A 25,659-nucleotide genomic window follows, 5' to 3' on the forward strand; every position below is an offset into this window, starting at 1 on the left:
GCCCGAACGGTCGGGGACAAGGGAATGCGCCGCGCTGCCGCGGCAGCTTGCCCCGGATAAAGAAATACCAGTGAATTGTCTGCACGGAAGCCATGAAACAATCACTCCAGCTACGCACCTCGCAGCATCTTGCGCTGACACCCCAGTTGCAGCAGTCTATCAGGCTGCTGCAATTGTCCACGCTCGAACTGCACCAGGAGCTGGAACAAATCCTGTCGGACAATCCGCTGCTGGAGCGGGTCGACGACCCGCTCGACAATTCCGTACGCTTGCTGGCGGACGGCGCCATCAGCGGCACCACGTCGACCATGGATGCCCCGGTGGGCGACAGCGAAGTGAGCAGCTCGCCGAGCGAAAGCGAAACCGGACTGGACACGCCGCCGGCGGCCGAGAGCGGCCCGGAAAGCGGCGACGGCGAGTGGAGTTTCGACGATGTCGCGCGCAGCTCAAAAACCCCGGATGACGAAGATGCGCGGCCGCAGCTGGAAGCCCATGAATCCACCTTGCGCGAACATCTGCTGCAGCAGATGCGCGAGACGCTGCACGACATGCGCGACCGCGCCCTGGTCGAACTAACCATCGATGCGCTCGACGACAACGGCTATCTGGAAGAATCGCTGGAAGAAATCCTGGAGCGCCTGCCGCCGGAACTGGAAATCGCCATCGAGGAATTATCGACGGCGCTGAAGATGGTGCAGAGTTTCGACCCGGCAGGCGTCGGCGCCCGCAATGCGGCGGAATGCCTGAGCTTGCAGATCAAGCGTTTTATCAAAGTGCCATTTGTCACGCGCCGGCTTGCATTGGCGATTGTGCAAGACCACCTGATGCTTTTTGCGCAACGCGATTTCAATAAAATCAAGAAGGCGCTCGATTGCGACGACGAAGACCTGCGCGAGGCGCAGGCGGTCATCAAGCAATGCAATCCGCACCCTGGCGCGCCGTTCGCCGCCAACACCTCCGACTACGTCGTGCCCGACGTGATCGTCAGGCGCAGCAAGCAAGGCTGGCAGGTCATGCTCAACAATGACGTCATGCCAAGGCTCAGGGTGAATGTCCTGTATGCCAACATTCTGAAGCAAAGCAAGGGCGACGGCGCGCTCACTTCGCAGCTGCAGGAAGCCAAGTGGCTGATCAAGAATATGCGGCAGCGCTTCGACACCATCCTGCGCGTGGCGCAAGCCATCGTGGAACGCCAGAGGAATTTCTTTTCGCACGGCGCGGTGGCCATGCGGCCGCTTGTGTTGCGTGAAATAGCTGATACACTGGGACTACACGAGAGTACTATTTCTCGTGTAACCACTCAGAAATACATGCTCACTCCCCACGGGATGTTTGAACTGAAGTATTTCTTCGGCAGCCATGTTGCTACTGAGGCAGGTGGAGAGGCTTCCTCAACGGCAATCAGGGCACTCATTAAGCAATTGATAGGAGCGGAAGATACAAAAAATCCTTTCTCTGACAGCAAGATTGCCGACATGCTTGCGGAACAAGGTATGGTGGTAGCCCGCCGCACCGTCGCAAAATATCGCGAAGCACTGAAAATTCCGTCTGTTAATTTACGCAAGGCCTTGTAGTTCTTTTGGTTTGATTGTAAAGCTTACCCTTGCTGTGTCCAGACGAAGCGGGTTTCATTGGTTCTTGCCAGGACTGTCTGTTTTCGGACCGTCCGCCTAAAGATCCTGCGTATCCGGCTCCGGACCGCCAGCAATATTCTTGATAGGAGCGCTGTATGAACTTCACCATCAGTGGGCATCACCTCGAGTTAACCCCTGCCATTCGCGAATACGTACAAAGCAAACTAGAGCGTATCAAACGCCATTTCGACCAGGTCATCGATATCAGCGTGATCCTGACGGTCGACAAGATTACTGAAAAAGAAAAACGCCAGAAAGCGGAAATCAACCTGCGCGTAAAAGGAAAAGATTTGCATGCCGAAAGCATTGCCCACGATCTTTACGCCGCCATCGACGCCCTGATCGACAAACTCGATCGCCAGGTGATCAAATACAAGGACAAGATGCAAGACCACCAGCACGATGCGATCAAGCACCTGCCGGAAGAACTCCCCGCCGCGACCTGATCCGGCCTGCGCGAGCCGTGTGGCTCGCGCCAATAAATGAACAAGGGCGCAGTCAATGCGCCCTTTGTTATTATCAAACCATATTATTGTTTATCGCTGCGGCGCGTCCTTATTTCAATGCGCCGAACACCTTGCCGATAATCGCGCTGCCGGCGCCGACCGGATCCTGCCGTATCGCTTTCTCTTCGTCGCCGATGATGGTGTACAGGCCGTCCAGCGCACGCTGCGTGACGTAACCTTCAACGGTGCTTTGCTGGGCCGGCACCATGCCGGTCTTGCCGACTTGCCCCATGACCGAATTGTATTGCGCCGACAAGCCGTTGCGGTCGGTCACGCCTTTGACGATAGGCAGGAATTTCTGGCCCAGTTGCGCCGAAGTCTTTGACTTGAAGAAGTCAGTCACCGAAGTATCGCCGCCGGTCAGGATGTTTTTTGCATCCGTCACCGACATCGATTTCACTGCATTCAACAGCAGCGGCTTGGCCAGCGGCACTGCCTGTTCCGCGGCATGGTTCATCGACACTACCAGGTCGTCCAGTTTCTGTCCCTGGCCGGTCATCCTCAAGAGCGGCATGGCTTTATCGAGCACGCTGGGCAAGCCGATCTTGACCTTGTCGTTGTTCAGGAAGCCATTCTCGACGCCCAGTTTGGACACCGCGACATCCGCGCCTTTTTGCAGCGCGGCTTTCAGGCCGCTGCTGGCGTCCTGGTTGCTCAAGTCGCTTAAGGACAAGGCAAGCGCGGCGGAAGCGGTTACTGCCAGGGTCAGGGTCACTGCTGTTTGGTATACGCGACGCATAACGGTCCTCATGAAATGATTGGATAACGACAAAGTCTACCCTAACTTGTTGCGTTTTGATCAAGGGATCGGAAATCCCTTCGGTGCGCATGTCAAAGATGGCCTTCGTCTACCAGGAACAAACGCCGGTGCTCGCGTATCGCATAACGGTCGGTCATGCCGGCGATGTAATCGGCGATCGCGCGCGCCTGCGGGCTTGCTCCTGCCGTGCCGGGCTGGCCCAGCTGATAGTCGGGCGGCAGCAAGGTCGGCTCGGCGCTGAAACAGGCATACAGTTCGGCGACGATGCGGCGCGCCTTGGCCGTCATGCGATTGACCAGGTAGTGGCGGTACAGGTTTTCGCGCAAGAAGCGCTTCAGCAGCGCGGCCTGTTGCGCCATGCCATCGGAAAATGCAATAAGAGGCGGCGCATTGCGCACGTCGTCGACGCTCTGCAGGCGAGCATCCAGGATGCACTGCTGCGAGGTCTGGATCAGATCGGTGATCAAGGCGTTGATCATGCGCCGCACCGTTTCATTGATCGCTCGGCGCCCGCCGAGGCCAGGGTACAGCCGCTCGACCTCGCGGCTGTGGGTTGCATAAAAATCTATCTGGTTCATCTGCTCCAGCGTCAGCAGGCCCGAACGCAATCCGTCGTCGACATCGTGGTTGTTGTAGGCAATCTCGTCGGCCAGGTTGGCGACTTGCGCCTCCAGGCTCGGCTGCTTGCGTTGGATGAAGCGTTCGCCGATATCGCCCAGTTTCTTGGCGTTGGCCAGCGAACAGTGCTTCAGGATGCCCTCGCGGGTTTCGAACATCAGGTTCAAGCCGTCAAAAGCGCCGTAGCGCTGCTCCAGCTTGTCGACCACCCGCAGGCTCTGCAGGTTGTGTTCGAAGCCGCCATGCGCCTCCATGCAGTCATTCAAGGCATCCTGGCCGGCATGGCCGAATGGCGTGTGCCCGAGGTCGTGGGCCAGTGAAATCGCCTCAACCAGGTCTTCGTTCAGCTGCAGGTTGCGCGCAATCGAACGGGCGATTTGCGCCACTTCAATGCTGTGGGTCAGGCGGGTACGGAACAGGTCGCCCTCATGGTTGACGAAAACCTGGGTCTTGTATTCCAGCCGGCGGAACGCGGTGCAATGGATGATGCGGTCGCGGTCGCGCTGGAAATCGCTGCGGGCGCTGGGCGGCGCTTCCTCGAACAGGCGTCCTCGCGACAGCGCAGAATGTGCGGCATAGGGAGCGAGAGGCTGAGCGAGAAGCGCGTCCGGGTTCATCGCGGCAAGTCTCCCGAGGCTAGCTGCTGCAGTGTCGCCAGCAGCGCTTCTTGCGGCACGCCGGTGACCAGATGGCCGCCCAAGGGGTTCATCAGGATGAACTTGATCTGGCCGTCTTCGTTCTTTTTGTCGACCTGCATCAGCTCCAGCCAGCGCTGGGCGCCGAGGTTGGGCGCCTCGGTCGGCAGGCCGGCGGCGCGCACCAGCGCACTGACGCGTTCCTTGTCGACGGCGCTGATGCGCCCGAGCCGGTGCGACAGGTCGGCCGCCATCACCATGCCGCAACCAACCGCTTCGCCATGCAGCCATTTGCCGTAGCCCAGGCCGGATTCGATCGCATGGCCGAAGGTATGGCCGAAATTCAGGATGGCGCGCAAGCCGCCTTCGCGTTCGTCTTGCCTGACCACGTCGGCTTTCAGTTCGCAGGAGCGGCGGATGGCGTAAGCCAAGGCAACGTTATCGCGCGCCATGAGCTTGCCGATATTGCCCTCTATCCATTTGAAGAATTCGGCGTCGATCACCGCGCCGTATTTGATCACTTCCGCCAGCCCCGCCGACAGCTCGCGCTCCGGCAGGCTGTGCAAGGTCATGGTATCGGCGATCACTGCCTGCGGCTGGTAGAACGCGCCGATCATGTTTTTGCCGAGCGGATGGTTGATGCCGGTCTTGCCGCCCACCGAGGAATCGACCTGCGCCAGCAGGGTGGTCGGGATCTGCACGAACGGCACGCCGCGCATGTAGGCCGAAGCAGCGAAACCGGTAAGGTCGCCGATCACGCCGCCGCCCAGGGCGATCAAGGTCGTCTTGCGGCCGCATTTTGCGCTCAGCAGCCGATCGAAGATCTGCATCAGGCTGGCCCAGTTCTTTTCTTCTTCGCCATCCGGCAATACGATTTCCAGCACGCTCTTGCCGGCGTCTTTCAACGCCTGGCTAAACCCTTGCAGGTACAGCGGCGCGACGGTAGTGTTGGTCACCACGGCGACCTGCTTGCCGATGATCAGACGCGCAATCCGCTCACGGTCGTTCAGCAGCGACGGTCCGATCTCGATCGGGTAGCTGCGCTCGCCCAGTTCTACCTGGAGCGTGATGGTCGGCGCCGGGGCCGGAGGGGGCGACTGCTGGTTCATGGAAGAATTTGCTGAAATAGGGGTGATAGCGCCAGCCTGGCTAACCGTGCCCGATCCTGCTTCAGGCTCGTCGGGCAGCAGTTCCAGCTGGCTCAGGATACTGTGTACCAGGAATTGTACGTTAGGTCGGCCAGTGTCGATGACAATGTCGGCCACGTCGCGATAATACGGCTCTCGCTGCCGTGACAGTTCTTCCAGGCGTCGGCGCGGATCGGCTGTTTGCAATAGCGGCCGGTTCTTGTCGCGGCTGGTGCGCTGCAGGATGTTGTGGATGCTGGCACGCAAGTAAATCACGGTGCCGCGGTTTTTCAGGTATTCGCGGTTTTCCGGCCGCATGACAGCGCCGCCGCCGGTGGCCAGCACGATGCCGCGCCTGCCGCTGAGGTCGCGTATCACTTCCGTCTCGCGCTGGCGGAAGCTCTCTTCGCCTTCTATCTCGAAAATCAAAGGAATCGAGACGCCGGTACGCGCCTCGATTTCGTGATCCGAATCAATGAATAGCTTGTTGAGTTTTTTTGCCAGAGCGCGGCCAACCGTAGTCTTGCCCGCGCCCATCAGGCCTACCAGAAAGATATTGCCTGTGTACCGCACCATTTCACCACTCAACCTTTTGCTCAAAATACAGACACCGGCGCCAGGCCGGTGTCTTCTGTGCAATTAATGCCCAGCGAGCCGGTCGATGACGATTTTCGGTGTCAGGAAAATCAATAATTCAGTTCGTTTGTTAACAACTGCCGTTTGTTTGAAAAGATAACCCAGAACCGGAATATCTCCAAGCAGTGGCACTTTAGTAATATCGTTTGAAATCGTCTGGGTATAAATACCGCCAATCACCACCGTCCCGCCATTTTCAACCTGGACCTGGGTCTGGACATGCTTGGTATTGATAGCCACACCGCCTGGAACCGTGGCGCCGACGCTGTCATTCGTCACATCTACTGTCAAAATGACATTGCCGTCAGGAGTGATTTGCGGCACAACTTCCAGTTTCAGGTTAGCTTTCTTGAACTCAACCGATGTGGCTCCGCTGCTGGTGGCATTTTGGTATGGAATTTCAACACCTTGTTCAATCAGAGCCTTCTGCTGGTCAGCCGTGACAACGCGCGGACTGGAAATGATCTTGCCTTGCCCGTCCGCTTCCAGCGCCGACAACTCCAGGCTGATGAATTTCGATGCAGCGGAATTGAACAGAGTCAAAGCCAGCGAACCTGCCGTGCCAGTGCTAGGATTGGCCGGCAAATTCACCGAATTTCCTCCTATGATTGGAAGCGTGCCAGTCGACGCCGTCGCGGTTTGAGTGCCGCCTGCAGTGACATTTTTGCCATTAAAGCCAAAACCAAGCTTGGCGCCGAGATTACGGCTAAAGCCATCATTCGCTTCCACCATGCGGGCTTCGATCAAGACCTGTCTCGATGCGATATCGATCTTTTGCACAAGATTGCGGATATTCTGCAGAATGGTCGGCGTATCGGTAACGAACAATTGGTTAGTGCGAGGATCGATCACAGCACTGCCACGATTTGACAGAATGCTATTTTTCTTGCCCCCACTGCCGGCATCATCAATCCCGAACACTTTCTTGAAGGCTTCAGCTTTCTGATAATTCAATTGGAAGGACTCTGTGCGCAGAGGCTCCAGTTCGGCGATTTGCGAACGCTGCTCAAGTTCCAGTTTTTCTTTAGTCAGCAATTCGTCTTTCGGTGCGATCCAGATGACAGAACCGTTCTTGCGCATGTCCAGACCTTTGGCCTGCATCACGATATCCAAAGCCTGGTCCCAAGGAACATCTTTAAGGCGCAGGGTCAGGTTGCCGCCGACGGTATCGCTGGTAATGATGTTCAGGCCGGTAAAGTCAGCAATCACCTGCAGCACCGAACGCACTTCCACGTTCTGGAAATTCAGGGAAAGCTTGTCGCCGCGATATCCCTGCGCGCCCTGTGCCAGCTTGTTCGGGTCTTCCTTGATCGGTTTGACTTCGATCACCAGCTGGCTGTCGCTTTGGTAAGCGCTCTGCTCCCAAAGACCTTTCGGCTCGATGATCATGCGTACATTTTCACCTTGCGTGACGGTAGTGATGGTTTTGACCGGAGTACCAAAATCACCGACATCAAGCTTGCGGCGCAAGACATCCGGCAAGCTGGTTTTCAAGAAATCCACCACAATTGTCTGGCCTTGCTGGCGGACGTCGACACCAACCTGGGTATTCGGCAGGTCAATCACAACTCGGCCTTCACCCGCGGTGCCGCGACGGAAATCGATATCGCGCAGGGCGGGTTTCCCGTTCAGCAATGCTGCAGGGGCTGGCGCCGCGGCCACAGGTGCAGCTGCGGCTGCCGCGGGACGTACCGGCATGCCGGCAGCATTGACCGGCGTCGCCAGGCCGCCAGAACCGTCGATGGTGACGATCAGGGAATTGCCGTCCATCGCGGTAGCGTACGACAAAGAACGTTTCAGGTTGAACACCAGGCGTGAGCGGTCGTCAGCTTGCGCCACCACCACATTGCGCACGTCGCCCATGCTGATGTCTTGCGATGTCTTGCCGGTAGCATTGCCAACCCCGATGAAATCGAAAGCGATGCGCGCCGGGCTGATCACGGCAAACGCCGTCGGCTGCGTAGCCAGCGGACGCTTGAAGCTGATCTTGACAATGACATTGCTGCCTTGCTGGTTAGCGTTGATCGAAGTGATCGCATTATCTTCCGCCGCCATTGCCGGCGCCCCTGATACCAGCAAACACAGCAGCGCACCTAACATCAAGGCTTTTTGCCGAACCACGCTCAGCCGGCTCACGCTCAGGTTAACGAATTTTTTTCCTGCTGCAATCATTTTGTGCTCTCCTGCAACGCTAACTTGGCTTCGCGCTCGACCCATTCGCCGGACGCATCTTGTACGATTTCTTTCAAAATTACCTCGGACTCAGTGATACCGGTGACCATGCCGAAATTCTGCCCTATGTAATTCCCCACTTTGGCCTGGAACACGGTCTTGTCGACTTGCAGCAAGACATAGCTCAAACCCACTTTTTGCAACGTCCCCACCATCTTGATGGTGTCCAGCGGATAGTTTTCCAGCGTTTCACGGCGCCGGTCCATATTCGGCTTCAGGCCGTTAGACTTGCCTTGCAGCTTGGCCAGCGCCACCAGCAGCTTGCTGGGATTGTAGGGATCGATGCTGGTCGCACCGGCATAAGTAAAGGGAATGAACTTCTTCGGTTCGCTCAGTTTCGGTATCCCGACCTTGGTATGGCTCTTGACGTCGGCCATCCACTCTTTCAGTTCTTGTATACCGCTGTCACCACAACCTGACAAAGTTGAGATAAATACGACAAAAAATGTCACCTGGGTCAGACGCCCAATGCGAAAAAACGTCATTTTTGACCTTTCTGCTTAGCTGTATCGGCGACCTTGCGCTGCGCCGCCACTTCGTCCTTGTCCAGGTAGCGGAAGGTCTTGGCAATCGCGTCCAGGCTCAGCGCCCCATCCTTGCCGGCGGTCAGATTCATGTTGTTCAAGGTCACGATGCGCGGCAGGTTAGCGATGTCGCTGGCAAATGAGCCGACATCGTGATAATTGCCGGTTACCTTGATATTGATCGGCAGCTCAGCGTAGTAATCCTTCACCACCACCTGGCCTGGCTTGAACAATTCAAACTGCAGCCCGCGTCCCAGGCCGGCCTGGTTGATATCGGACAGCAAGGCGTCCATTTCGGCTTTGCTAGGCAGTTGCTTCTCCAGCGTGGCGACATAATCCGCCACCTGCAGTTTTTGCTTTTGCAAAGCATCCAGGTTGATCGCTTGCTGGATCTTTGATTTGTACTGCTCTTTCAGCTGCACTTCCTTCTGTTCGCCGGCGTTCAGCTCATCCTGCTGGTCGCTCCAGTAAAAATACCAGCCCACCAGCAGCACCAGCAGGAACACTGCCACGCCCGACAGCACGCGAGGAACTATCGGCCATTGGCCGGGATGGCGGCCATTCAGTCCGCGGAATTGCGCGCTCAGCGACGCGCTCAAATTATTCATATCCATCACTTGGCGTCTTTCAAGGTTGCTTTGGGCGCGGTTGCAGCGCCGGCGCCGGTTGCAGCAGCTGCCGCCGTTTTTGGCGTTCCTGCGGCAGGCGTTCCTGCGGCAGGCGTTCCTGCGGCAGGAGCCCCTGCCGCATCTTTGGCGTCCTTGTCAGACGGTCGCTTGATGCCGACATTGACAGTGAAAGCGAAAACGCGCTTGCTGTCGCGGCCAGTACCGCCGATATTGGCGGAACGGATTTCAATCAGGTCAGGGCGTTCCAGCCAGGCCGAATTGTTACCCAGGTTGCGCAGCAGCTCCGACACCCGCTCATTCGACTGGGCATAACCGTTCAACGCTACCCGCTGGCCTTCCTGCTTGAGGGAGTTCAGGTACACCCCTTCCGGCACCTGCTTGACCAGCTCATCCATCAGGTACACGGGCTGGTTGCGATCGCTTTGCAAATCCTCGACCGCTTGCTGGCGCGCCTTCAATGCTTCGATTTCCTGCTTGAGGGTGGCGACTTCCTTGATTTCTCCATCAAGACGGGTGTTTTCCGCGGTAATGAAACGATTGCGTTCGGTCTGGTTGGAGATGCTGTTGGCGAAGAACGCGCCGACCAGCAACACCACTACCAGGCCCACGATTGCCGACAGCAGCAACATGGCGAAATAAGTATTCTTGCGCTGCTTGCGCTTGGCTTCGCGATGCGGCAGTAGATTAATCTTGATCATCAGCCAAACCTCCGCATGGCCAGGCCGCAGGCGACCAGGTAAGACGGTGCATCCATGCGCAATTGTTTTTCCCGCACATTCGGCCCCAGTTGCATGCCGGTGAAAGGACTGACCACCGAAGTGGAAATCTTGGCGCGCCCGGCCACCACTTCAACCAGGCCAGGAATAGTGGCGCATCCGCCGGCCAGGAACAGCTGGTCGAGACGGGTATATGGCGTCGAGGTAAAGAAGAACTGGATCGCCCGCGTGACTTCCAGCGCAGCGCTCTCAAGGAACGGATTGAGAATCTCGCGCTCGTAGCCTTCAGGCAGGTCATTGTTGCGTTTTTTTGTTTCCGCCTCTTCATACGAGAGGCCGTAGGCGCGCACGATGTCCTGGGTCAGCTGGTTGCCGCCAAACGGCTGTTCGCGCTCATAAATCAGCTGGCCATCCAGCAAGGCCGACACATGCGTGGTTTGGGTGCCGATCTGGAACAGGCCGACAATCTGCCCCTGCCCGGCTTTCGGCAACTGCCCGATGATGCGGTTGATCGCGGCACGCGCCGCGTAGGACTCGATATCCATCACGGTCGGCTTGAGGCCTGCTGCCTCCGCCACCGCCACCCGGTCTTCAACCTTTTCCTTGCGGGTCGCCGCCAGCAGCACTTCAACGTCCTCCGGCGAATGCTGCGCCGGGCCGATCACGTCAAAATCAAGGCTGACTTCATCCAGCGCAAATGGAATATATTGGCTGGCTTCGGATTCAACCTGCATCTCCAGCTCTTCCTCCAGCATGCCGCTGGCCAGGATGATCTTTTTGGTAATCACCGACGCCGGCGGCATGCCCAGAGCCACCAACCTGGTGCTCGAGCCGCTTTTTTTCCACAGCCGCCGCACCACTTCCGTGACTTGCTCGATGTTTTCAATATTGCCATCCACCACCGCGCCGCGCGGCAACGGTTCCGAGGCATAGCGCTCCAGGCGCAATTGATCCTTGCCCGTCTCCGACAGCTCAACCAGCCTGACGCCCGACGTGCTTATATCAATCCCCACCAGAGGCGGGTTCTTTTTACCGATCAGCGATCCAAGATCTAATGCCAAGAGCATTTCTCCCGAGTATGTATTATTTGGGGAACATTCTGCCTGCAAGGCGGTCGCATTAGCGGGATACCGTCTCGAAGTTAGGAAAAACCTGTAAAACAGGGCTTACAGCAATGTTAAATTTTGTAACGTGAAATCGTAGCAATAAGAGGGGCCTACTGTAAAGAAATTTTCCACAGGGAAATTGTTCAAGTAGTGCAAAAAACCGCTCCATAGCGCCCTCACCGGTCCAAATTTGGTTTTTATCGACAATTTCTGTCTGAATTTCGCAACGTAGTTTGCGGTTCATCAAGAACGCATGATGCAGAGCAAGTTTTGAGCCAAGGGCTGTGCCGTTATAATGCGTGGCATCCATCTTTCATAAAACGCATCGAATGACGCCTCCAGACACAGCCAGCGACACCCAGCAGTACCCCTCTCCTTCGCGCCGTCGCTTGCCGCTGCTGCTACGGCTCCTGCTTGGCTTTTTTGGCATCGTTGTCGGCCTGGCTGTTATCGGCTGCCTAACTTTTTTCCTGATGCTGGCGATGGCTTACCCGAATTTGCCGGAACTCGATTCGCTCACCGACTACAAACCCAAGATTCCTCTGCGCATTTTTTCGGCCGACGGCGTGCTGATTGGCGAATTCGGTGAAGAGCGGCGCAGCCTGGTTCACATCAACGAGATTCCCGATGTCATGAAAAAAGCCGTACTGGCGATTGAAGATGATCGTTTTTACCAGCATGGCGGAGTTGACTACCAGGGTATCTTGCGCGCCAGTTTTTCCAACCTGACCGGCGGCGGCGGCGGCGGCGGCGCCAGCACGATCACCCAGCAGGTCGCCCGCAATTTTTTCCTGACCAGCAACGAGCCGACCTTCTTCCAGAAAGCATCGCGCAAATTCCTGTATGAAATTCCGCTGGCGTGGAAAATCGAGCGCAACCTGAGCAAGGACCAGATCCTCGAGGTCTACATGAACCAGATTTACCTGGGCCAGCGCGCCTACGGTTTTGCCTCTGCAGCGCAAATCTATTTTGGCAAGCGGCTGCAAGACATCACCACCGCGGAAGCGGCGATGCTGGCCGGCCTGCCGAAGGCGCCGTCGGCCAACAATCCGGTCGTCAATCCGAAACGGGCGACGGTGCGCCAGCAGTACATCCTGCTGCGCATGCTGCAGCTGGGCTACATCAGCCCGACGCAGTATGAACAGGCCAAGAATGAAGCCTTGCACATCAAGACCGGCGCCAGCGAATTCGGCATCCACGCCGAATTCGTCGCTGAAATGGCACGGCAGCTGGTGTACGAACAATTTAAGGAAAATACTTATACGCTTGGACTCAACGTCTTCACCACCATCACCAAGGCAGACCAGGACGCGGCGTATATAGCACTGCGCCGTGGCGTCATGGACTACGAAAAGCGGCGCGGCTACCGCGGCCCCGAGGGTTACATGGAGATCCCCGACGGCACCAAGGAAGAGGCTGAAGATGCGATCGAAGTGGAGCTGGCCGACCATCCCGACAGCGATGAAATCGTCGCTGCGGTGGTGCTGGAGGCAAACCCGAAGCTGGTGCGCGCGGTGCTGTCCTCGGGCCAGGAAATCAGCATCAGCGGAACCGGCCTGGGCATCGCCACCAACCTGCTGAGCGACAAAGCGCCGCCGCAGCGCAAGGTCAAGCGCGGCGCCATCATCCGCGTCATGCTGGAAGGTAAAAACTGGACCATTACCCAGATGCCGGCGGTGGAATCGGCCTTTGTCGCGGCCGACACCAAGGATGGCGCCATCCGCGCCCTGATCGGCGGCTTCGATTTCAACCGCAACAAATTCAACCACGTCACCCAGGCCTGGCGCCAGCCGGGCTCGTCGTTCAAACCCTTCATTTATTCCGCCTCGCTGGAAAAGGGCTTGTCGCCGGCCACCATCATCAATGATGCGCCGCTCAGCTATGGCGGCGGCCAGACCGGCGGCCAGATCTGGCAGCCGAAGAACTACGGCAACAAATATGAAGGTCCGATGAGCATGCGCAAGGCGTTGACCAAGTCGAAGAACGTGGTCTCGGTGCGCATCCTGGACAAGATCGGCGCCAAATACGGACAGGAATATGTGACGCGTTTCGGCTTTGATGCTGACAAAAATCCGCCCTACCTGACCCTGGCCCTGGGCGCCGGCGCGGTGACGCCGCTGCAAATGGTGGGCGGCTATGCGGTATTTGCCAATGGCGGCTACAAGGTCAGTCCCTACATCATCAGCAAGATTACTGACGCCAACGGCAACGTATTGTCGCAGGTGCATCCGGAAACCGCAGGCGATGAAGCCAACCGCATCATCGACCCGCGCAATGCCTTCATGATGGACAGCATGATGCGCGACGTGGTGCGCTACGGCACCGCGGTCAAGGCGCTGTCGCTCAACCGTACCGACCTGGCCGGCAAGACCGGCACCACCAACGACTCGCTGGACGCCTGGTTTGCCGGGTACCAGCCGTCGCTGGTGGCGGTCGGCTGGATGGGCTACGACCAGCCGCGCACCTTGGGCGACAAGGAAACCGGCGGCGGCCTGGCGCTGCCGATCTGGATCAGCTTCATGCAGCAGGCATTGAAAGGCGTGCCGACAGAAGAGCGCGCGGTGCCGGAAGGCCTGGTCCATTCCGGCGGTGAATATTATTACGCGGAATACCCGCCTGGCATCGCCACCCAAAGCCTCGGCGTCGGCACCACAGCGCCGACGGAAGAAGAAAAAGCCAGGGACGAAGTCAAGAACGAATTGTTCTGATCAAACCGGGCAGGCGGCCGGACAGACAAAAAGGCTTCCCTGGCAATCCAGGGAAGCCTTTTTCAATTCGAATACAGGTCCAGCAAGCGCCGGGTATAGATTTCAATATTCTCCGGCAAGCTCACATCCAGCGTACGCAGCAAGGTCTGCGCATGGCGCCGGTAATCCTCCAACTGCGCGTCGTGCGTGGCAAACGCCTGCAGTACCGCCTGGCCGCCGGCGAAAGAATCGAACTCAGGGTAATAGTAGCCGTAGTCCTTGATGAATTCCGAATTGTGGATCAGCGGATAGGCGCCGTACAAAGCCTCGTAGTACAGGTAGTTCTGGCCGTTTTCCCAGTGATGCGAAATGATGCAGTCGCCATAATTGGCCATGAACTCGTACACCGCGAAGCGCCCTTCGAAAGACGCCAGGCCGTGATTCACCACATCCAATGCACGCGCGAACTGCGAGAACTTCAGGTGCTCTTTCAGATGCAAGGTGTTGCAGACGCTCAGGTGCTGCAAGAATCCCGGTTGCGCACGATATGCCTCTTCGCAAGCCAGCATCGGCAGCAGCGAGGTTTTGACCATGCAGACGTTCGGCTCGAAACTGCACACCCGCCAGCGCGGCTTGCCCGGCTGGTAGCCATAGCTGAGATGGCTGGGCAAGGTAGCGATGCCTTTTGCAAAGAACAGCGGCGTCCACAGGTGCGGCACGATGTGCACCGGCGCCCGCGCCGTCAGGCTGAAATAATCCTTGCAGCTGCGCAGGTACTCCGGCAAGGTCCACACTGCATCGTAGGGCTTGTCGCTGCACAGCCCGCCATGCGGTTTGTCGAATATTGCGCGTTCAACGTCGATCACGTAGTCGTTGCCGACCCGCATCCAGGCGTAACGCCCGCCGCGCTCGCGGAATCTCCTGACCCAGTCTTCGTTCAGCTGGGCGCTCATTTCAATCACGACGTCCAGGGTTTCCATGGCCTGTTCCAGGCCGATCATGTCGATTCCCAGGTCGCCCATCATCATGGCGTCGTTGACCTGGTCGGTCTGGCCGTCCAGCACCAGCACTGCGCGTTCGACCGCCGGCGACTGGTTGAACAGCTGCACCAGGAACGCGCAGTTCTGGAAGATGCCGTTTTCCCAGATCGATTGCGGTCCGGGACGCACATACAGCGTCACTCCGACGCGCAGCTTGCGTTGTGGCAGAGGGTGGTTCATGCCTGCCCCTCCGTGGTGTGCTGTAGTCTTTTCACAAATGCTTCCACATTCTCGGGGCGTACCGGATCGAGCTTGCTCAGGTAGGCGGCTCCCGCTTTTTTATAATCGTCCCAGAATTCCGGTTCCTGGTTCCAGGCGTCGAGCAAGGCATGGCCGCCGGCGCTGGCTTCGAAATCGGGATAAAAGATGCCGACGCCGCCGGCCTTCAGATATTCCGAATTATGTATCAGCGGATAGCCCCCGTAGAGGGTGTCGTAATACAGGTAATTCAAACCCCACTCCCAATGGTGCGAGACCACGGCATCCATCTTCTGCTGCGCCATGCATTCGACAAACGCCACGCGCGGCTCATAACTGGCCTTATGGTGCTTGGTCAGATCGAGATTGATGGCGAAACGGTTGAAGGTTGGATGCTCTTTCATATGCACCGTGTTCATGACCATCATCATGCTCACCGAGCGCTGGTCCAGGCGGTAAGCCTGCTCGCATACCAGCATCGGGATAAAGCAGTTTTTGCCGACCGATATATTCGGTTCGAAAATCGCCGTGCGCCAGCCAGGGCGGTCGGCGCCGGTCCTGGCCTGGTAACCGAATTGATGGCCGCCTTTTTCAACCACATCGACATGCTGCTGGATAAACAGCGGCGACCAGATGTGCGGTATGGAAAACACCGGCACCCGCGACACGGTGCGCAGCAATGGCCCGCTGCTTTTCATGAATTGCGGCAGCGTCCATATTTCATGCCAAGGCGTGCCGTTGAAGATCTGGCCGCTGGGGCGGTCGAACATCGGCGCTTCGGCATTGTCGGCATAAGTGTGGCCGACAAAAAAAGTGATGATCTTGACGCCCAGCGCGCGCACGTGACGCAACCATTCCAGCGGCAATTGCGCGCCCATTTCGATCACGACATCAAGTTCGAAGGTGACATCCTCCGGTTTCACCAGGGGCGCTTCCAGCCCATTCAACCCCATCGCCTCGGGCATATGGTCAAGCGCGCCGCCGTTCAATAAAAACACCCGGCCGACTTGCGGACTCTGCTGCAACAGCAGCACCAGGAACGCCAGGTTCTGGTTGAGGCCGTTGGACCAAAGCTGCGCGCCCTGGACGGGAAAGATGGAGATGCCTACATTGATTTTTTTCATGAATTAGGAAAGATTGAAAATCATTGGTTCATACAATCGGCTGTTCCAGCAATGCAGCCAGTAAGCGCTCATATTCCGCCGTCACTTGCGGACTGCCGGGCAGGTACCGGTTCAACACCTGCCGTTGGCGCGCCAGATAATCCTGCCAGCTGCCGTCATGCGTACCCAATACTTCGAGCAACCTGCGACTGCCGTCTTTCACGTTATTGCCTTCGTAGTAGTAGCCGAGGTCGCTGCACATATATGCGTTATGCACCAGCGGATAACCTTGCCAGCAGACGTCGAAATAAAAATAATTCAGCGCATTCTCGATCTGGTGGGAAATCACTACATCGGTCATCTGGCTCAGGAACTGCGGTGTATCGAAACGCCCCAGGAACACTGCCTTGTGCTGGCGCACGATATCGAGCTGGTTCATCACTGCAATGAACTCCTTGCTCTCGCGCGCCAGGCGCTCGGCATTGGTGACCTGCAGAATCTCGATATCTTGCGGCCGCTGCCGATAGGCTTCTTCGGCAATGAATGCCGGATACATGCAGAATTTCACGATATCGTTATTCGGCTCCATCACGGTCAGCCGCTTGGGGCCGGGGCGCGGGCGATATTCGCCGTGATGGTCAAAACCTTGGCTGCGCTGGTTGACGAAAATCGGATCCCACACAAACGGCACCACTTGCGCCGGCCGCCGGCGCAGGGTTTCAAAGTAAGACTGGCTGTTGGTGGCGACCTGGGGCACCATCCAGATCGCATCGTAGCGCTGGTTGACGAACAGGTCGTAACCCCACATCGGCCGGTTGAACAATACCGATTGCATCACATGCACATACTCGAATCCGCAGCAGTACGATATCAAGCGGCAGTCTTGCGTCTTCAGGTAGGCAGTCTGGTCAGCGCTGACCTGGCCGCCGAGTTCGATCAGCACATCCAGGTTGTCCTTGGCCTGCTCGAAGGTGACCGTCGGCCAGCGCGCCTGGTCCCACGGCAGCGCCGCGGTGATGGCAACCGCGGTGGTGTTCACCAGATGCACCGATGCAACGCTCGGGCACTGTTTTAAAGTTTCAGCCAGGTATACGGCATTCTGCTTGATGCCGTTGTTCCATAGCGATTCGTTTTCCTGGTGCAAACCGATGGTGATGCCGATACGCAAGGTGCCTGTGCTCATGTCTTGGATTCAAGTTAAGGGTGTATCGTGCTTGTCATTTGCGCGCCGGCGCCGCCATTTTTGTCTGCTCGGTCCAGTTGTATTGCACATAGCGCCGGATGATCAGGCAACCCGGCGGCGAGTCCACCAGAGAGACCGAACCGCCTGGCTCGGCCGGCGACACATATACCGTGAAAGTCGGCAGCAAAGGCGTGGCGCTATAGCCTTTCAGTTCGGTATCGGCAATGCTCTTGCATGAATACGGCGCGATGGAAATGCGCTCGGCGGCCACCGAACACGCGCCGCCATCCTGCGGCACCGCCGTAATCGATACTGCCGCCGATGCGCCGGCATATTCGATCCCGGTCAGGGAAAAGAACGGCCCGCGATCCGGGTGGGCGCGGTCCCAGTCCACCAGCACATCGTGGGCACTGGTGCCGTTGATAGCCAGCGCCGACAAGCGCGTGACGGCTGGCTGGCATTGCTTGACGCCGACGCTGCGCGCTGCTTCCGCCAGCAAGTTCTTCGGCGCTGCGGCAGCGGCCTTGGCGCCAGGCAGGTCGGATTTCATTTGCCCGTGTGCGGCCGGCATCGTCAATATAAGAGCGGTACAAAACAATGCCGCCCATGGCCGCCGGCATGTCCTTGATGGACTGGTTGAATCACTTGGTTCGCCTGCTTTCAAAATATGTGGTGCATGCATCATCAGCTAGATCCGTTTGTAAAAAGCGGAACGCCAGGTCCGGCATCCGTGGTAGCGGGCGTTGTTGCCTCAGGCGCCGGCATGACAGCAGGCACCGTATCGGGGGCGACCTGCGGCACAGGCTCGCCAGGCTCGGCGGCGGGAATTGCCGGCGCTGACATCGGCGGCATGGCGGCGGGCTCCGCGACAGGCGGTCCGGGATTTGGCGCCGTTGCGGCAGGCGCCGGCTCGACATCAGGCGCGCCGGGTGCCGGTGTTGCCGGGACAGGTTCCGCGGCGGGGGTAACCGGCTCCATGGGGGGCAGCTCCGGCACCGTTACCGCAGGGGCCATGGCGGGAATGGCCGGTGTGGGCGCCGGCACTACGGGCGCGGCGACAGGCTCTGCAGCAGGAGCAACCGTCGGCCCCGGCGCAGGGGCCGCAGGGGCACCGGCCTTGGCTGCTGCGGCGGCTTGCTCACGCTTCATCAAGGCCACCACGGCCTTTTCACATTCTTCTTCACTATCGCATGGGATCACGAAGGTTTTACCCTCCCACCAGCCGCGCAGCACGTAAATGCCATTCTCCGCTTTCCTGCCTTTACCGTTGTTCAGCATCTCCTGGTACTGCGGGTGGGCAGGGGGGAAAGTCATGATTCCATAGCCCAGCTGACGGCCGCGATGCCATATCCCGCTATAAGTAGTGCCATCGGCAAAGCTGGCCTTGCCCTCGCCTTCCGGCAGCGAATCGATGAACATGCCGTCAAAGCGGTTGCCCGGCTCTTCAACACCGGTAGTACGGCCACGCATTTTTCCTTGCTCCATGGCGCCTGTCAGCTCTGCCACCTGCTTGTTGTTGCTCATCCAGCGCACCGTTCCCGGTCCCTGCGCCAGGCCGTTCTCGCAGCCCCCGCTCCAGCGCGCAGTAATGCCCTCGGCGACCGGCTCCGGGCTCCATACTTTACAGCCATTGCTGGTATCGGCAATCCAGTGCCTGGGTGTTTCAGCCACATTACTGCCCACCGGATTGTTCAGGTTGGCTGCGCTGACAGCGGCGGGAACATTGGCGGCCTCGGCCGGCTTCGTCATGGATAGCAATGCGCCAAGTAAAAGAACGGTGTTCAGGCCAGCCCGCATCCGCCTCGATGGGGATCGACAGCTGCTTGCCTCGCTGCAGGCAAAGCTACCGCGCCAATCATTTGGTTCTTCCGAATCCCTGATTATCATCGTGTTCATTGGTGGCTATCGATGGTTGAGAAGCGTTGAACAACTCTCCTTGATACAGTTTTCTCCCAGCCCAAAAGCAAACCGGTATCAAAATAATATTGTATTGTTCATATCTTACGACAAATGCAGCCTGGAAAATCTCTCGTCCAGCGTCTCCGCCAATAAAAACTTACAGCGTTATCGACACCCCGCCCTGGGAACTGATCATGGCCGACAAGGCAGCAAAGAACTCTGAGCCGTCACGCGTGTTAACCCAGGCATCTCCCTGTTGCCGGTAGTGGAAGCCGCCGGATTTGGCCGCAATCCACAATTCCTGCATCGGCGCCTGGCTGTTGACGATAATCTTGCTGCCATTGTCGACAAATTCAATCTCCAGCACATTGCCGCTGCGGCTGCACTCCACATCCAGGTCGGTATGGTCGGCAGCCTGCTCCAGCGCCGTCTCGATCTTGCCCAAGGCAGCTTCTGCCGCAGCCAGGAATTCTGATTCTGTCATGCTACACTCCAATCCATTTCGTTAAACTGTGATTCTAATCCGTGAAGCCCATTTTTGATTTGCCGCGTATTCCCATGATCGTCGCCGTGGCCGCCGCTACGCTCAGCCTGGCTGCGTGCGGCCAGAAAGGCCCGCTGTTCATGCCGGCCAAGCTGCCGCCGCCTATCGTCAGAACCGCGCCGGCCAAGCCAAATGTTGCTCCGGCGACATCTGATGAAACCATGACTCCCGCGCGGCCGGAAGCCGTAGACATGCCAACAACACCCGCCACCACCAAATAAGCTGCTCCTATGTCGTATTTTTCATACAAGAATGGCGTCCTGCACGCTGAGAACGTCGCGCTAACCGCTATTTCGCAGCAATTTGGCAGCCCTACCTATGTCTACTCCAAGGCCGCGCTGACAGCCAATTTTTCAGCTTACGCGAACGCCTGCAAACAACACAGCCGTGAAGCAGACGGCGCACTGATCTGCTATTCGGTCAAATCCAATTCCAACCTGGCGGTGCTGCAATTGCTGAACCAGCTCGGCTCCGGTTTCGACATCGTCTCGGGAGGCGAATTATTGCGCGTAATCGCTGCCGGCGGCGATCCGTCCAAGGTGATTTTTTCCGGCGTCGGCAAATCGCGCGAGGAAATGCGCCTGGCCCTGTCGCACGACATCCTCTGCTTCAACGTGGAATCGATTCCGGAACTGCACCGCCTGAACGAAGTCGCCGGCGCCATGGGTAAACGCGCGGCCATCTCGCTGCGCGTCAACCCCGACGTCGACGCCAAGACCCACCCTTACATCTCGACCGGCCTCAAGGAAAACAAATTCGGCGTGGCGTATGACGACGCCCTGTCCTGCTACCGCACCGCCGCCGCGCTGCCGCATATCGATGTGGCCGGGATCGATTGCCATATCGGTTCGCAGCTGCTGGACGACGCGCCGATGCTGGAAGCGCTGGACAAGCTGATCGAGCTGGTGGACCAGCTGGCCGGCGAAGGCATTCATTTGCACCACCTGGATATCGGCGGCGGCATCGGCATCACCTATGACGATGAACAGCCGGTCGTGATCGGCGACTACCTGGCCCGCCTGTTTGCCCGCATCAATGCCTGGCGCGAAGAAAAATACCAGGGCGCGCCGATCAAAGTGATGTTTGAGCCGGGCCGTTCGATCGTCGGCAATGCCGGCATCCTGCTGACCGAAGTCCAGTACCTGAAGCATTCCGAAGCCAAGAATTTTGCGGTGGTGGATGCTGCCATGAACGACTTGATGCGGCCTGCATTGTACGAGGCCTGGCACGGCGTGCAGACCGTCAGCCAGCGCAGCACGGAAGCGCAGGTGTATGACGTGGTCGGGCCGGTATGCGAGTCGGGCGACTGGCTGGCGCGCTCCCGTTCGCTGGCGATCGAAGCAGGCGACCTGCTGGCGCTGATGTCGGCCGGCGCTTACGGCATGACGATGTCGTCCAACTACAATACGCGCGGGCGCGCGGCTGAAGTGATGGTGGACGGCGCCCAGGTGCACCTGATCCGCCGGCGCGAAAATCCAGCCGACCTGTTTGCCCTGGAATCGCTCATATCGCCTTAAGCCAAGGGCGCAGGAAGACTATGCGACAGTTCATGCTCAGCGCCATATCTTCCTGTTTCCTGATCCAGGCCGCGCACGCCGCCCATCCTCTGGTGACCGACGATACCAGCACCCAGGACAGCGGCAACCACCAGGTCGAATTGAACACTGACTGGCTGCGCCAGGATGCCATCCACAGCCACGTGGTGAATTTCACCTACACCTACGGCTTGCTGAAAAATCTCGACGTGTATGCCAATCCGCCGGCGACGCTATCGAGTCCATCCGGCATCAATGACGTCGCGCTAGGCGTCAAATGGCACCTGTTCGAGAATGGCGATTTCAGCCTTGGCCTTAAACCGGAATTGACGCTGCCCAGCGGCGATCCGAACCGGGGACTGGGCCACGGCCGCGGCAGCATGTCCTTGACGCTGATCGGCAGCTACCAGATCGATTCCTGGGCATTCAGCGGCAACCTGGCGGCCTATTACAACCGCTATCGCTTGCTGGCCGACCAGCAAGCCAACCGCAGCGTGGTCTGGCGCGCTTCTGCTTCTGCCCTATATGCGGTGAATCCGAAGTGGAGCCTGGCCTTCGACACCGGCATCGTCAGCAATACCGAACGCGCCAGCGACAGCAGCGGCGACCGCCACAGCAGCAGCAATCCCGGTTTCATCTTGACCGGCGTGATCTATTCACCCAATCCCAACCTTGACCTCGACGCCGGCATCAAATTCGGCCTCGGCTGCGGCGCCTGCGCAGCGCAAACCCAGCGTCAGCTCGGCGTCGGCGTGACCTGGCGCTTCTGAAGCGCGGCCCGCTGGCTGCTGCGGTTGCGCAGGGTGAAGTACACGCGCACCAGTAGCAACGCGGCAACGATAGTCCCGAACACGATCGGCTTTTCAAAATTGTGCTTGCCGGCGCGCATCCACCAGAAATGCAGGATGCCCAGCATCGAAACCAAATACAAGCTGCGATGCAGCCATTGCCAGCGCTTGCCTCCAAGGCGGCGGATCATGCCGTTGGTGCTGGTCAGCGCAAGCGGTACCAGCAGGACGAAAGCAATGAAGCCGACGGTAATGAACGGGCGTTTGACGACATCCTTGAGCATCTCTCCGACATCGAAGAAATGATCGAACCAGAGGAATGTCGTGAAATGCAGGCAGGCATAAAAGAAGGCGAACAAACCCAGCATGCGCCGCAATTTGACGAGCCAGTTCCAGCTGGTGAATCGCCGCAGCGGCGTCACCGCCAAAGTGATGCAAATAAAATAGAGCGTCCAGTCGCCGCTGCTGCGCGTGATGAATTCGATGGGGTTGGCGCCCAGGCGACCGGTAAAACCGAACAGCAGCAGCCGCGCCGCGGGCAGCAACGCCAGTGCGAACAGGAAGGCTTTCAGGAATTTGAATTGCCCGGGTGTCGGATTGAACATGCTGCGCATTCCCGACCTAGAAGAACTTCTTCAAATCCATGCCGGCATACAGCGGGGCAACCTCGTTGTAGCCGTTGAACATCAGGGTCTTGCGCTTCTTGGTGAAGAAACCGTCTTCGCCGATGCGGCGTTCGGTGGCTTGCGACCAGCGCGGATGATCGACGTCCGGATTGACGTTGGAATAGAAACCGTATTCGCGCGCGGCGGCGATATTCCATGCCGTGCGCGGCTGCTCCTTCAGGAAACGGATCTTGACGATCGACTTGGCCGACTTGAAGCCGTACTTCCAGGGCAGCACCATGCGCACCGGCGCGCCATTCTGGTTCGGCAGCACCTGGCCGTACATGCCGAAACCCAGCAAGGCCAGCGGATGCATGGCTTCATCCATGCGCAAGCCTTCGATATACGGCCATTCCAGCACCGGCGCTCGCAAGCCCGGCATCTGGCGGTTGTCGGCCAGCGTCGTGAATTCAACATACTTGGCGTTGCCGGTCGGCTCCACTTTCCTGATCAATGCAGACAGGGAATAGCCGATCCATGGAATCACCATCGACCAGCCCTCGACGCAGCGCAGGCGGTAGATGCGCTCTTCCAGCGGCGCCAGTTTCAGCAGGCTGTCGATATCCAGGGTCAGCGGCTTCTTGACCTCGCCCTCGATGGCAATGGTCCATGGCCGCGTTTTCAATGTCCCCGCATTTTCGGCAGGATCGGTTTTCTCGGTGCCGAACTCGTAGAAATTGTTATAGGTGGTGGCGTCCTTGAAAGGCGTCGCCTTGTCCATCACCACATACGCAGGATTGGCCTTTGCCGCCAGTTTCTGGGCGCCGCTGGCTTGGGCCCAGGCGTCGCCCGCCGACAATTCCAGCAAACCGCCCGCACCTGCCGCGCCTACGGCAAGTTGCCGCATGAAGCTGCGGCGCGATTCAAATACTTCGCGTGGCGTGATTTCTGAAGAAAACGGGAGATCAATTCCGTTGGGGCGACGATAAAGCGGCATATGCATCTCCGGCAAAATTGTTGAGGCTAACGATGTTTAGTCAGGCCAGCCGACGATTCCTTACAAGGGCAAGCCGAAAATCTGCCGGCACGATTTACCCGGCGATATTGATATGCTCGTGCAGCTCCGCCAGCCGGGAAATCACTTTGGCTTGTTTCGGCAGTTCCGCTTCGACCTGCTCCGCCTGCAAGGCAAACACCTGCATGCCGGCGGCAACGCCCGCTTGCACGCCCGGCAGGCTATCCTCGACCACCGCGCAGCGGGCAGGCTCGGCACCCATGGTCCTGGCGGCGTGCAGGAACAAGTCCGGCGCAGGCTTCCAGGAACCGACTTCGTAGGCGCTGAAGATGCGCCCTTCGAAATAGGGCCACAGGCCGGTGACGCTGAGCGACACCTTGATCTGGTGCAAAGGGCCGTTGGAGGCCATGCAAAACGGCACTTTCAGCGATTGCACCAGTTCCAGCGCACCTTCGATCGGCTGCAAGCGCTGCTGCAGCACAGGCGCGATGCGGTCGCGCAAGACCTTGGTGAAATCGGCCGGCAGCGAGCGGCCGAACATCTGCTCCAGCTCGGCCACGCAATCCGCCATCCGCCCGCCTTTGAAGCGCGCCAAGGCAACTTCGGCCGACAGCTGCATGCCCAGCTCGTCCAGGTAATCCACCATCACATCGGTGGCCACCGTTTCACTGTCGACCAGCGTACCGTCACAATCAAAAATCACTAAATCTACAGCCATGTTTTCCAGCTTCGCCATCTGATCACAATTCCCCGTACGAATGCAGGCCGGACAGGAACATGTTCACGCCGAGGAAAGCAAAAGTCGTCACCAGCAAGCCGATCAGCGCCCACCATGCCGCAACCTGGCCGCGCAATCCCTTCATCAGGCGCATGTGCAGCCAGGCCGCATAGTTGAGCCAGACGATCAGCGCCCAGGTTTCCTTCGGGTCCCATGACCAGTAACCGCCCCAGGCTTCTGCCGCCCACAGGGCGCCGAGAATGGTGGCGATGGTAAAGAAGGTGAAGCCGACCGCAATCGCCTTGTACATCACATCATCCAGCACTTCCAGCGCCGGCAGGCGGTCAGCCAGGTAGCCATGCGATTTCAGCAGGTACGCCACCGCCACCATCGCCGACAAGGCAAACGTGCCGTAGCCGATGAAGTTGGCCGGCACATGGATTTTCATCCACCAGCTCTGCAGCGCCGGCACCAGCGGCTGTATTTCCGCGGCGTCGCGCGACACCATGTACCACAGCAGGAAACCTACCGCGGCCGAGATCACCAGCAGCACGAAAGCGCCCAGCTGGCGGGTGCGGTAGTGCTGTTCGTAGTACAGGTAAAACAGGGCGGTGATCAGGCTGAACAGCACGAACACTTCATACAGGTTGGAAATCGGGATATGGCCGATATCGGCGCCGATCAGGTAGGACTCGTACCAGCGCACCAGCATGCCGGTAAAACCCATCACCACCGCGGCCCAGCACAGCTTGGAGCCGATCGATGCGCCAAAGCCGGAGCGCGTGATCAGGCCGCCCCAGAAAAACAGGGTCGAGAGGAAAAACAGCGTGCTCATCCACAGGATCGCCGACTGGCTGGAGAGCATGTATTTCAGGAAAAACTTCTGGTTGGCCATGTCTAGCACGCCGCCATACATGGCGATGGCCGACAGCGACAGCACCGCCAGCAAAGCCATCAGCCAGCGCACCGATTTCCAGTGCCAGCCGAGCCAGGTGAATGTCGGCGCGGCCAGCAGCAGCACGCCTTTTTCGTAGTAGTCCATGTGGCTGCCGTAGCGGTTCAGGGCGAACAGCGAAGCCGCCGCCAGCGCGACGGCAAACAGCCAGTCGACCACCGACAGCCGCTTGATAAAACTGCCGGGAGGGGAATACGTTTGCGTCAATTCCATCATTTTCTCCATGTCGTCCCGCCATGGCGCCTGGGGCGCAACGGGACTTTACT

24 protein-coding genes are annotated in these 25,659 nt (G+C 58.4%); 6 read left to right on the plus strand and 18 right to left on the minus strand.

Annotated elements, in window-relative coordinates; all coding sequences use genetic code 11:
- The first annotated feature begins 92 nt into the window (after positions 1-92).
- Entirely contained in the window at positions 93-1,574 is a 1,482-nt protein-coding gene (locus AC07RZ_RS11285) for an RNA polymerase factor sigma-54 (RefSeq protein ID WP_494667992.1), read from the plus strand.
- Positions 1,575-1,729: 155 nt separating this feature from the next.
- Positions 1,730-2,080, plus strand: a complete 351-nt coding sequence (gene hpf, locus AC07RZ_RS11290) for a ribosome hibernation-promoting factor, HPF/YfiA family (RefSeq protein ID WP_061532045.1) — start codon at positions 1,730-1,732, stop codon at positions 2,078-2,080.
- A gap of 109 nt (positions 2,081-2,189) precedes the next feature.
- Here hpf and AC07RZ_RS11295 read toward each other — a convergent pair whose 3' ends face one another.
- From AC07RZ_RS11295 to AC07RZ_RS11330, 8 genes are all read right to left on the minus strand, one after another.
- Complete coding sequence (locus tag AC07RZ_RS11295; protein WP_494667993.1) at positions 2,190-2,879, minus strand: DUF4197 domain-containing protein; 690 nt, start codon at positions 2,877-2,879, stop codon at positions 2,190-2,192.
- A gap of 92 nt (positions 2,880-2,971) precedes the next feature.
- On the minus strand, positions 2,972-4,135 hold the full coding sequence (locus AC07RZ_RS11300; protein ID WP_494667994.1) for a deoxyguanosinetriphosphate triphosphohydrolase: 1,164 nt from the start codon (positions 4,133-4,135) through the stop codon (positions 2,972-2,974).
- Positions 4,132-5,856 carry a bifunctional shikimate kinase/3-dehydroquinate synthase AroKB gene (gene aroKB / locus AC07RZ_RS11305; RefSeq protein WP_494667995.1) on the minus strand — a complete coding sequence of 575 codons (1,725 nt, stop codon included), beginning with the start codon at positions 5,854-5,856 and terminating at the stop codon, positions 4,132-4,134. Before aroKB ends, AC07RZ_RS11300 begins: the two co-directional genes overlap by 4 nt.
- A gap of 63 nt (positions 5,857-5,919) precedes the next feature.
- Positions 5,920-8,088, minus strand: coding sequence for a type IV pilus secretin PilQ (locus tag AC07RZ_RS11310; protein ID WP_494667996.1), 2,169 nt, complete (start codon positions 8,086-8,088; stop codon positions 5,920-5,922).
- On the minus strand, positions 8,085-8,633 hold the full coding sequence (locus AC07RZ_RS11315) for a pilus assembly protein PilP (RefSeq protein ID WP_425458247.1): 549 nt from the start codon (positions 8,631-8,633) through the stop codon (positions 8,085-8,087). Before AC07RZ_RS11315 ends, AC07RZ_RS11310 begins: the two co-directional genes overlap by 4 nt.
- Positions 8,630-9,286: a type IV pilus inner membrane component PilO gene (locus AC07RZ_RS11320; RefSeq protein ID WP_092394502.1), complete on the minus strand. Its 657-nt coding sequence runs from the start codon at positions 9,284-9,286 to the stop codon at positions 8,630-8,632. Before AC07RZ_RS11320 ends, AC07RZ_RS11315 begins: the two co-directional genes overlap by 4 nt.
- Complete coding sequence (locus AC07RZ_RS11325) at positions 9,286-9,999, minus strand: PilN domain-containing protein (RefSeq protein WP_494667997.1); 714 nt, start codon at positions 9,997-9,999, stop codon at positions 9,286-9,288. Before AC07RZ_RS11325 ends, AC07RZ_RS11320 begins: the two co-directional genes overlap by 1 nt.
- A complete protein-coding gene (locus AC07RZ_RS11330; protein WP_254784950.1) occupies positions 9,999-11,078 on the minus strand; it encodes a pilus assembly protein PilM in 1,080 nt (359 codons plus the stop codon). The genes AC07RZ_RS11325 and AC07RZ_RS11330 overlap by 1 nt, the downstream gene beginning before the upstream one ends.
- A 374-nt stretch (positions 11,079-11,452) precedes the next feature.
- Here AC07RZ_RS11330 and AC07RZ_RS11335 point away from each other — a divergent pair, with 374 nt between their 5' ends.
- The gene (locus AC07RZ_RS11335) at positions 11,453-13,831 is read left to right on the plus strand and encodes a penicillin-binding protein 1A (RefSeq protein WP_494667998.1); all 2,379 of its coding nucleotides are present in this window, start codon (positions 11,453-11,455) and stop codon (positions 13,829-13,831) included.
- A 62-nt stretch (positions 13,832-13,893) separates the two neighbouring features.
- Here AC07RZ_RS11335 and AC07RZ_RS11340 read toward each other — a convergent pair whose 3' ends face one another.
- The 6 genes from AC07RZ_RS11340 to cyaY form a co-directional block, all read right to left on the minus strand.
- The gene (locus tag AC07RZ_RS11340; protein ID WP_092394491.1) at positions 13,894-15,030 is read right to left on the minus strand and encodes a DUF2827 domain-containing protein; all 1,137 of its coding nucleotides are present in this window, start codon (positions 15,028-15,030) and stop codon (positions 13,894-13,896) included.
- Positions 15,027-16,172, minus strand: coding sequence for a DUF2827 domain-containing protein (locus AC07RZ_RS11345; RefSeq protein ID WP_494667999.1), 1,146 nt, complete (start codon positions 16,170-16,172; stop codon positions 15,027-15,029). Before AC07RZ_RS11345 ends, AC07RZ_RS11340 begins: the two co-directional genes overlap by 4 nt.
- A 28-nt stretch (positions 16,173-16,200) precedes the next feature.
- Entirely contained in the window at positions 16,201-17,334 is a 1,134-nt protein-coding gene (locus AC07RZ_RS11350) for a DUF2827 domain-containing protein (protein ID WP_494668000.1), read from the minus strand.
- A 34-nt stretch (positions 17,335-17,368) separates the two neighbouring features.
- The gene (locus AC07RZ_RS11355) at positions 17,369-17,884 is read right to left on the minus strand and encodes a hypothetical protein (RefSeq protein ID WP_254784947.1); all 516 of its coding nucleotides are present in this window, start codon (positions 17,882-17,884) and stop codon (positions 17,369-17,371) included.
- A 134-nt stretch (positions 17,885-18,018) separates the two neighbouring features.
- The gene (locus AC07RZ_RS11360; protein ID WP_494668001.1) at positions 18,019-19,083 is read right to left on the minus strand and encodes a hypothetical protein; all 1,065 of its coding nucleotides are present in this window, start codon (positions 19,081-19,083) and stop codon (positions 18,019-18,021) included.
- Between the two features lie 307 nt (positions 19,084-19,390).
- Entirely contained in the window at positions 19,391-19,717 is a 327-nt protein-coding gene (cyaY, locus tag AC07RZ_RS11365; protein ID WP_494668002.1) for an iron donor protein CyaY, read from the minus strand.
- 41 nt (positions 19,718-19,758) lie between these two features.
- Here cyaY and lptM point away from each other — a divergent pair, with 41 nt between their 5' ends.
- The 3 genes from lptM to AC07RZ_RS11380 are packed head-to-tail and all read left to right on the plus strand — an operon-like array spanning position 19,759 to position 22,082.
- On the plus strand, positions 19,759-19,998 hold the full coding sequence (lptM, locus tag AC07RZ_RS11370) for an LPS translocon maturation chaperone LptM (protein ID WP_494668003.1): 240 nt from the start codon (positions 19,759-19,761) through the stop codon (positions 19,996-19,998).
- Between the two features lie 9 nt (positions 19,999-20,007).
- A complete protein-coding gene (gene lysA, locus AC07RZ_RS11375) occupies positions 20,008-21,294 on the plus strand; it encodes a diaminopimelate decarboxylase (RefSeq protein WP_494668004.1) in 1,287 nt (428 codons plus the stop codon).
- 32 nt (positions 21,295-21,326) lie between these two features.
- Complete coding sequence (locus AC07RZ_RS11380; RefSeq protein ID WP_494668005.1) at positions 21,327-22,082, plus strand: transporter; 756 nt, start codon at positions 21,327-21,329, stop codon at positions 22,080-22,082.
- On the opposite strand, the gene msrQ is transcribed toward AC07RZ_RS11380, so the two are convergent.
- The 4 genes from msrQ to ccsB form a co-directional block, all read right to left on the minus strand.
- On the minus strand, positions 22,049-22,705 hold the full coding sequence (gene msrQ, locus AC07RZ_RS11385) for a protein-methionine-sulfoxide reductase heme-binding subunit MsrQ (RefSeq protein WP_494668006.1): 657 nt from the start codon (positions 22,703-22,705) through the stop codon (positions 22,049-22,051). The genes AC07RZ_RS11380 and msrQ overlap by 34 nt on opposite strands.
- A gap of 16 nt (positions 22,706-22,721) precedes the next feature.
- Positions 22,722-23,702 (minus strand): protein-methionine-sulfoxide reductase catalytic subunit MsrP, encoded by a 981-nt coding sequence (gene msrP / locus AC07RZ_RS11390; protein WP_494668007.1) that lies wholly within the window; start codon positions 23,700-23,702, stop codon positions 22,722-22,724.
- A gap of 94 nt (positions 23,703-23,796) precedes the next feature.
- Positions 23,797-24,438, minus strand: a complete 642-nt coding sequence (locus AC07RZ_RS11395; protein WP_254784943.1) for an HAD family hydrolase — start codon at positions 24,436-24,438, stop codon at positions 23,797-23,799.
- A gap of 22 nt (positions 24,439-24,460) precedes the next feature.
- Positions 24,461-25,606, minus strand: coding sequence for a c-type cytochrome biogenesis protein CcsB (gene ccsB, locus AC07RZ_RS11400; protein ID WP_494668008.1), 1,146 nt, complete (start codon positions 25,604-25,606; stop codon positions 24,461-24,463).
- Positions 25,607-25,659: the final 53 nt, after the last annotated feature.

The sequence above is a fragment of the Collimonas sp. GW821-FHT07E08 genome, from assembly GCF_059418905.1.